This window comes from Gordonia sp. (in: high G+C Gram-positive bacteria) (genome assembly GCF_012515855.1).
Lineage (GTDB): Bacteria > Actinomycetota > Actinomycetes > Mycobacteriales > Mycobacteriaceae > Gordonia.
Genome location: NZ_JAAYXO010000247.1, coordinates 1 through 7,064 on the forward strand (window position 1 = coordinate 1; position 7,064 = coordinate 7,064).

8 protein-coding genes and 1 pseudogene are annotated in these 7,064 nt (G+C 67.1%); 3 read left to right on the plus strand and 6 right to left on the minus strand.

Annotated elements, in window-relative coordinates; translation table 11 throughout:
* Positions 1-424 (minus strand): recombinase family protein (locus GX543_RS17480; protein ID WP_290853769.1); only part of this gene is annotated, 424 nt, incomplete at its 3' end.
* 44 nt (positions 425-468) lie between these two features.
* Between GX543_RS17480 and GX543_RS17485 the strand changes: the two are divergent.
* Both GX543_RS17485 and GX543_RS17490 read left to right on the plus strand, forming a co-directional pair.
* Positions 469-753 (plus strand): annotated as a pseudogene (locus GX543_RS17485) (ABC transporter permease subunit); the annotation flags it as partial.
* A gap of 5 nt (positions 754-758) precedes the next feature.
* Positions 759-1,517: an amino acid ABC transporter ATP-binding protein gene (locus GX543_RS17490; protein WP_290853770.1), complete on the plus strand. Its 759-nt coding sequence runs from the start codon at positions 759-761 to the stop codon at positions 1,515-1,517.
* An 11-nt stretch (positions 1,518-1,528) separates the two neighbouring features.
* Here GX543_RS17490 and GX543_RS17495 read toward each other — a convergent pair whose 3' ends face one another.
* The 5 genes from GX543_RS17495 to GX543_RS17515 are packed head-to-tail and all read right to left on the minus strand — an operon-like array spanning position 1,529 to position 5,733.
* Complete coding sequence (locus GX543_RS17495; RefSeq protein WP_290853771.1) at positions 1,529-2,458, minus strand: hypothetical protein; 930 nt, start codon at positions 2,456-2,458, stop codon at positions 1,529-1,531.
* Positions 2,459-2,468: 10 nt separating this feature from the next.
* Entirely contained in the window at positions 2,469-3,194 is a 726-nt protein-coding gene (locus GX543_RS17500; protein WP_290853773.1) for a YoaK family protein, read from the minus strand.
* Positions 3,195-3,219: 25 nt separating this feature from the next.
* Positions 3,220-4,056, minus strand: a complete 837-nt coding sequence (locus GX543_RS17505) for a Cof-type HAD-IIB family hydrolase (protein WP_290853774.1) — start codon at positions 4,054-4,056, stop codon at positions 3,220-3,222.
* Entirely contained in the window at positions 4,049-5,314 is a 1,266-nt protein-coding gene (locus GX543_RS17510) for a DUF6596 domain-containing protein (protein ID WP_290853775.1), read from the minus strand. The genes GX543_RS17505 and GX543_RS17510 overlap by 8 nt, the downstream gene beginning before the upstream one ends.
* Positions 5,311-5,733: a YciI family protein gene (locus GX543_RS17515; RefSeq protein ID WP_290853777.1), complete on the minus strand. Its 423-nt coding sequence runs from the start codon at positions 5,731-5,733 to the stop codon at positions 5,311-5,313. The genes GX543_RS17510 and GX543_RS17515 overlap by 4 nt, the downstream gene beginning before the upstream one ends.
* Positions 5,734-5,970: 237 nt before the next feature.
* On the opposite strand from GX543_RS17515, the gene GX543_RS17520 reads away from it, so the two are divergent.
* Positions 5,971-7,064: CapA family protein (locus GX543_RS17520; protein WP_290853780.1), on the plus strand; the 1,094-nt coding region annotated here is incomplete at its 3' end.

The following is a 7,064-nucleotide window of genomic DNA, read 5'->3' on the forward strand; positions in this document are numbered from 1 at the left end:
CCTTGCGTCGAGCCTCGAACCGGGCGAGGGCGGCGAGCATCGTCGCCCGGAACTCTCCGTCGGCCGTCGAGAGATCGATCTCGCCGTCCACCGTGACGACGCGCAGGCCGAGGTCGATCAGCGTGTTGAGGTCCTTCGTGCTGCGCAGGAGCCGGTCCATGTCCACGGCGACCACCATCGAGAACCGACCTGCTCGGGCGTCGTCCAGCATCTCGGCCCACCGAGTGCCAGCGCGGCGCTTCTTCGTCGCTGACACAGCGTTGTCCTCGTAGACCTCGACCACGTCCCAGTCCTTGGCCTCGGCCAGTGCCCTGATCTTCCTCAGTTGGGTATCGACCGTCCAGCGGTCGCCCTTGCGGTCCATGGAGGCGCGGACGTAGGCCGCCACCTCGTTCGTCTTCCTCAGCGCTACCAGTTCGACCATGCAACCAAGCTTACGTGAACGAGTGTTGCAACCCCGACATGCGCTACCGCAGCTCCATGTCGCTGGTCGTTGTCCCCCAGGGCGTGCGACGGGTGCTCCCGGCACTGATGAATCAGTTCATCGTGCTGATCAAGGACTCCTCGCTGATCTACTTCCTGGGCCTCACCCTGGCCCAGCGCGACCTGTTCGCCGTCGGCAAGGACTTCAACGCCAACGGCGGCAACCTGACGCCGCTGGTCGCCGCGGGTCTGCTGTACCTCGTGATGACCGTGCCGCTGACGCATCTGGTCAACTACATCGACACTCGACTCCGCACCGGAAAGGCGTGAGCATCGTGACGCAGCCGCATCCCACCGCCGACACCCGCGGCGCGGTCTCCCTGACCGGTCGTGATCTGCATCTGTCGTTCGGCGACAATCACGTCCTCCGCGGCGTGAACATTCACGTCGACGCAGGCACCACCACCACCGTCATCGGCCCGTCGGGCTCCGGCAAGTCGACCCTGCTGCGAGTCCTGAACCGGCTGCACGAGCCGCAGCGGGGCGACATTCTGGTGGACGGTCGCAGCGTCCTCGACGACGATCCCGATCAGCTCCGCAGGCGGATCGGGATGGTGTTCCAGCAGTTCAATCTGTTCCCGCACAAGTCAGTCGCCGACAACGTCGCTCTCGGTCCCCGCAAACTGCTCGGCATGGGCAAGAGCGAGGCTCGGGAGTTGGCGGTCGCCCAGCTGGAGACGGTGGGACTCGCACACAAGGCCGACGCACGGCCGTCGACGCTGTCCGGTGGTCAGCAGCAGCGGGTCGCGATCGCTCGAGCCCTCGCGATGAAGCCGCAGATCATGTTCTTCGACGAAGCCACCAGCGCTCTCGATCCGGAGTTGGTGAAGGGCGCCCTCGCCCTGATGACCGAACTGTCGCAGGAGGGCATGACGATGGTCGTGGTGACCCACGAGATGGGCTACGCCCGCGACGTCGCCGACCAAGTGGTGTTCATGGACGAGGGATCGGTCGTCGAGACCGGGACCCCGGAGGAGATCTTCACCGATGCGAAGAGCGACCGATTGAAGGCCTTCCTCTCCCAGGTCCTCTGACCGCTTCCCGACTACCGCTGCCCCGTGATCTCGGCGAACACCGTCGATTCGTAGAACGGCGCGAGTCGACGACGCAGAGCACGCTCGACCACACCGTCGGCATCGAGCCGGTCGATCACCGCGGGTCCGAAGCGCATCGCCTCTTCCACCAGGTCGGCCCGCCGGACACCCAACTCGTCGAGCAACTCCGACAGCGGGGTCTCGCCGTAGGTGTCGAACACCTCGTCGACGCCCTCGGCGAGCAACGACCGGAAGTAGTCCGTCTCGCGGAACGTCCGCCAGAACTCGAACGCCAGGACCACCGTGTCCTCGACGTCGGAATCGCTGAGCACCTCGCGCACACGCTGGTCGGCGCCGGCCAGCCAGACTTCGCGTGCGGCGTCCAGGAGCAGGTGGTCGGACTCGGCGCTGTTCGCCGCCAGGATCCGTCGGGCGCCCCGACGGACTGCCCGCTCGACGACCGAGTCGACGGCCTTCGCCAGGCCGCTCGGCAGCCGCGAGGAGTCGACGGCCCGCTGGACCGCCTCCACGCACACGTCCTCGGTCGCCGGACTGTCGAGCACCCGTCGCACCGCACGACGGGACAGTCCCAGATCGGCGACGCCTGCTGCGAGTTCGTCGAACCGACGACGGTCCAGCACGTCGTCGAGCCGAATGTCGTCGCTGATCGACGAACCGTACAGGCGCGAGGCGACCCGGCCGACGAGTTCGGGGATCGCGCCCTCGACGGGGAACCCGATCGCATACTTGGCGGCAACGGCCTTGATCAGGTCGCGCGAGACCGCTTCCTCGAGTGGGAGGTGATCGGCCACGTCGAGGAAGGCATCGATCTCCTCCTCCGCCGCCGCGGCGAAGGCCACCGGATCGGTCAGCCGACGCCGCTCGAAATCGACGTGCGCGTCGAGAAGTCGTGCGGCCAGGTCTTTCTCATCCGATGGCATGGCAACCATGCTACGAAACCGCGTCGGGGTCAGCCGATTCGCCGAGTACCTGGACTTCGCGATATCGCACCACCGAGCTGTCCCGGCCGAAGTCCCCGGTCCGTCTGCGCACCGTCACCGTGGCGATCGTGACGACGGTCAGGACGCCGGCGCCGATCCACATCGCCCCCACCGCCCCGGTCAGACCGTGGGTGAGCGCGCCGAGGACGCCGCCGACCGCGAGCGCGAACCACAGCGACAAGCTCCGCAGCCAGAGCCATCGCGGCCCGCCCGCCACCGCGTCGACGAACTGCTGCCCCGCTTTGACGAGCGCGCCGGTCATATAGGTGAGGCCGATGCTGACCTCCCCCTGTCGGAGGAAGGTCGCGTTCATCGCGCCCATCGCGCTCGGCAGGCCGATCATGACGGCGATCGGCGGATCGACCACACTGCTCGCCGCCGCGGTCCCGACGAGGAGCGCGGTGGTGACCGTCAGCACCGTGGTGCGGGCGTCGCCGAACCGAGCGGCCACCGCCCCGAGCATCACACCGACCACGAACATCCCGAGGAGGACCGCGACCGAGCCTGCACCGGTGGCTGCGCCGCTGCCGAGGAAGGTCGAGAGCTCGGTGGTGTTGCCGCTCATGAACGAGACGAACTGGCCGCCGAGCACGATGAAGCCGACCACATCGAGATAACCGGCGAGCGAGGAGAGCACCACGGCGAGCCCGATCTCGCGACCCCGGGCTTGTTTCACAGGGTTACCTTCACTGGGGCTTCCTTCACCGACCGTCGAGCATCTGCCGCAAGACGCTGACCACACCGGCCTCCGCGTTCGACGGGGCCAGGAAACGGGCGCGGTTCCGCACTTCCGGGTGGGCATTGGACATCGCGAACGACCATTCGGCGGCGTCGAGCATCTCGAGATCGTTCAGATAGTCGCCGAAGACGACGGTGTTGGCCGGCCCCGCTCCGAGCAGCCCTTGCAACGCACGGACCCCGATCGCCTTGTGGGTCCCGGGAGCCGTCACGTCGATCCAGTGTTTGCCGGAGACAGCCATCTGGTGATCCCGCGCGACGGGAGCGAGCAGATTCGCGGCGCTCTGCTCCGCATCGCCGAAATCGTAGATCGCCAGTTTCACCACGTCGCCGGGGACCTGCGCCTGATCGTCCACGTGATCCAGACGCGCGCAGTACTGGCGGGCGTGACCGATGAACTCGTCATCGTCGGATTCGATGAAGGCGCCGTCGATGCGGTGCACGATCAGCCGGAGGTCGTAGCCGTGGTCGCGGGAGGTGCGAACGGTCTCGAGGACGCCGTCGACGACCTGCGGATCCACGATCGACGACGTCAGCAGGTCGCCGCCGTGCATCACCATGCTGCCGTTCTCGGCGACGTACGAGAGAACGCCCCGGTGGCGAGCGAAGATGTCTGCGAGCGTGTAGTACTGGCGGCCGCTGGCGGGAACGAACGCGATGCCGCGGGCGGTCAGTTCGTCGAGCATCGGCCAGAAGGCGTCGGGGACGCGCCCGCTGCCGTCGAGCAGTGTGCCGTCCATGTCGGCGACGACCAACCGGATGTCGGCAGACGCCAACCCCTCCGCGAATCCCTCAACCATGGCCCCATGGTATCCGGGCGGCTTTGGCGAGGAGGACGGCTCGCTGCCGCTCGTTGGCCATGGCCGCCGCCGCTTCTTCGAGTGCGGCACGGGCCTCGTCGTACCGCCCGACCCGCTGCAGAAGCTCGCCGCGGACGCTCGGGACCAGGGGCGACGCGCCCGATCCGGCCGAGTGAGCGATCGCATCGACCGCCGCGAGCGCGGCGTCGACATCGCCGGTCATGGCGAGCGCGACCGCCCGATTCAGGCCGACCACCGGACTGCCGGTGAGGAGCAGCAGACTGTCGTAGAGACCGACGATCGCCGACCAGTCCGTCTGCTCCACCGACGCCGCGAGCGCATGCTCCTGGGCGATCGCAGCCTGCAGTGCATAGGCGCCTCGATCGTGGGCCAGGGCATCGGCGCGAGCCAGGCGGTCGCGGCCGCGGGTGATCTGACTCCGGTCCCAGCGTCGCCGGTCCTGGTCCTCCAGGAGCACGGCCGAGCCGTCGGGCGCCACCCGGGCGGCGAAGCGCGAGGCCTGGAACTCCATCAACGCCACCAGCGCAGTGGCCTCGGGCTCGTCCGGGACCAGGGCAGCCAGAATACGTCCGACGCGCAGTGCCTCCGCGGCGATGTCCGGCGCGACGACCGCCGTCCCCGACGTCGGCGCGTAGCCCTCGGTGAAGATCAGGTAGATCACCCGCAGCACCCCGCCGAGTCGCTGCGGCCACTCCTCGCGCGGCGGGGTCTCGAACGGCACCTTCGCAGCGGTCAGGGCTTTCTTGGCCCGAGTGATGCGTGCCTGCATCGTCGCCACCGGGACCAGGAACAGTCGGGCGATGGCTTCGCTCGACAAGCCGCCGACGGTCCGCAGGGTCAGGGCGATCTGCGCCTCCCGACTCAGAACCGGATGGCAAGCGGTGAACAGCAGGCGCAACAGATCGTCGTCGATCGGTTCGCGGTCGACCACCAGCGACGCCGGATCGTCGCTCGGCTCGGCCCGTTCGGCTTCGGCGATCAGCCGCTTGCGATGCTCCTCGAACCGCTGGTCGCGCCGCCACCCGTCCACAGCGCGGCGTTTGGCGACCGCGGTGAGCCACGCGCCGGGGTTGCGCGGGACACCGGTGTCGGGCCATTGGGCCATGGCCGCGGCGAACGCCTCTTGCGCCAGATCTTCCGCCGCAGCGAGATCGCCGGTCATCGCCGCCAGCGAGGCGATCACGTGGCCGCCTTCTGACCGCCACACCGCATCCAGGGTGGCGGTCAGGTCGGTCACTGCCCCAGTTCTTCGCGCCAGCCGACTTCCTTCTGGATGTACTCGTTGTCGGCGAAGTCTGCGAAGTCGCTCTCGTCGGTGACGCGGCGGATCTCCAGCTTGGTCCCCGGGCCCAGCGGGCAGCGCCGCGCCCACTGGATGGCCTCCTCCTTCGACGCCACCTGCAGAATCCAGAAGCCGTTGAACAGTTCGTGGATCTCACCGTAGGGCCCGTCGGTGACGATCGGGTCGTCGCTCGAGAAGTCGACGACGGCGCCCTCGGCCGCGTCCGACAGTCCCTCACCGGCCAGCAGGACTCCGGCGTTGATCAGCTGCTCGTTGTAGGCGCCCATCCGGTTGATCATCTCCTCGAACGGGATCTCCTTCGCGGCCTCGACGGCCGCGTCGTTGATGACTCGCATGATCAGCATGTACTTCATCGTCTGCTCCTTGATTTGTTCGATGTGGGATGTTCGGTGCGGGCGGCGCGGGTTCATCGCCGCTCACCATGTCGTCGAACGGGATCGACTCGGATCGACAGGCTTTCGGAAGAAATTCTGCCGGAAATAGTTCGACCGTTCACCCGACTGCCTTTTGCCCGGTTCACCGCTTTACTGGACGGAGTGTTGAGTCGTAAATTCTGCCTTCTTTCCGTTCCTCTCGCCGCGGTACTCGCAATGACCGCCTGCAGCAGTGACAGCAACGTCTCCGACACCACAGCACCGACCGCCGTCTCCGCCTCATCAGCCCCGGCAGGAGCCACGGAGAGCTCGTCCGCCCCGGCATCGTCGAACGAGACCATCACCATCAGCTGGACCGGCGACAACATCCTCGGCACCGACGCCGATTTCGGCGGCGGCACCCTCCCCGAAGTCTGGGCAGCCAATAACAAGGCTCCGGACTACTTCTTCCGCAACGTCGCCAAGTACTTCACGAAGGACGACCTCACGGTGGCCAACTTCGAGGTCGCGCTCACCTCGCAGCGCACCGAGCGCTACAAGGGCGACGGCGAGACCTATCACTTCTTCGGCGAACCCGCCCTCGCGAAGACGCTCACCGCCGGCGGCATCGAGGCGGTCACCCTGGCCAACAACCACACCTTCGACTATCGACAGAAGGGCTTCGACGACACCCTCGCCGCACTCGAGAAGGCCGGCGTCGAGTACTTCGGGACCGGTTCGGAGAGCGAGGGGTCCGACTACGACTACTCGCTGATCCGCGACGTCAAGGGCGTCAAGATCGGCCTGGTCGGCTATCAGACCTGGCTCGACACCCCGGAGATCCGGAAGAAGATCAAGAGCGACTTCGCTTCGCTCCGCAAGCGCGGCGCCCAGGTGGTGCTCCCCTACTTCCACTGGGGCATCGAGTCCGAGAACCGCCCCTACGACGTGCAGACCGAGCTCGCCCAGTTCGCCATCGACAACGGTGCGGACGCCGTCATCGGCACGCATCCGCATGTGCTGCAGTCGATGTCGACGTACAAGGGCAAACTCACCGCCTACTCGCTCGGCAACTTCTCCTTCGGCGGCAACACCAACCCCTCCGACAAGCGGACCATGGTGCTGCAGACCAAGTTCAACGTCCGCGACGGGAAGGTCGCCGACAGCTCGTTCCGCGTGATCCCCACGCGACTGTCCTCGGTCCCGGACTACAACGACTACCAGCCCACCCCGTACACCGGAGCCGAACGCTCCGAGGTTCTCGGCTTCATCAACGAGATCTCGCCGAAGTTGAACGGAAAGATCAGCACCCGCTTCACGCCGGTGCCCGC